The sequence below is a fragment of the Peptoniphilus sp. DNF00840 genome (assembly GCF_001553125.1).
Lineage (GTDB): Bacteria > Bacillota > Clostridia > Tissierellales > Peptoniphilaceae > Peptoniphilus_A > Peptoniphilus_A vaginalis.
The window spans coordinates 1-1,033 of record NZ_KQ960191.1 but is presented as its reverse complement, the minus strand read 5'-3'; the positions used below and the strand labels follow the sequence as shown (position 1 = coordinate 1,033).

General features: G+C 29.7%; 1 protein-coding gene. It reads left to right on the top strand.

Features of this window, described 5'->3' with window-relative positions; genetic code table 11:
* The first annotated feature begins 73 nt into the window (after positions 1 to 73).
* Positions 74 to 1,006, top strand: coding sequence for an IS30 family transposase (locus HMPREF1864_RS01080; protein WP_062570997.1), 933 nt, complete (start codon positions 74 to 76; stop codon positions 1,004 to 1,006).
* The last annotated feature ends 27 nt before the right edge of the window (positions 1,007 to 1,033 follow it).

Sequence of the window (1,033 nt, the reverse complement as noted above, 5' to 3'; positions counted from 1 at the left end):
AAATAAAAAATAAAAACTCATACTAACTTCGTGTAAAATGTTAATAACGACAAAAACACACACGGAGGTTAATATGAGCTATAAACATCTTACACTAAACGAAAGAAATAAGATAGAGGTATTAAACAAAGAGGGCTATTCTTCTAGAAGAATAGCGAAAATTTTAGGATGTCATCATTCCACAATAGCTAGAGAGCTTAAAAGATGTGATACTGAATACGAAGCTGACCTAGCAGAAAAAGATAAAGAATCTAAATCATCATTAAAAGGAAGAAAAACTAAAGTAACTTATGAAATATTAGAAAATATCAAAGAAAAGCTTAATTCTAAATGGTCACCTGAGCAAATTGTAGGTTGCCTTTATAAAGGAATATTAAGCTTTAAAACAATATATAACTGGATTTATTCTGGAGTAATAGATTTTGATATTTCAAAATTAAGAAGAAAAGGTAAGTCTAGAAAAAGCAAAGAAACAAGAGGAAAATTTAACATAGGTACATCTATAAGAAAAAGACCAAAAAACATAAAGTATAGGGTTTCCTTCGGACACTGGGAACTTGATACAGTTGTGTCTTCTAGAGGAAAAAGCAAAGGGTGCTTAGCAACATTTGTTGAAAGAAAAACAAGGTTTTATATAGCATTACCAATGAAAGATAGAAGCAAAGATTCAATGTTTGAAGCAATCAATAAACTTGTTAAATCACTTCCAAAAGAAGCCTTAAAAAGTTTTACATCAGATAGAGGAAAAGAATTTGCTTGCTATGATGAAGTTGAAAAGCTTGGAATAGACTTTTACTTTGCTGACCCATATTCAGCATGGCAAAGAGGAAGTAATGAAAATTCAAATGGTCTATTGAGAGAATATTATCCTAAAAAGACAGATTTAGCAGAGATATCTGAAGAAGATCTTATTAAAAATTTAATGGAGCTTAACAGCAGACCTAGGAAATGTCTAAATTATCAAACTCCATTTGAATTATTTTTACATGAACTTAGTTTAATTTAGGTGTCGCAATATTATTTGCAATTCATC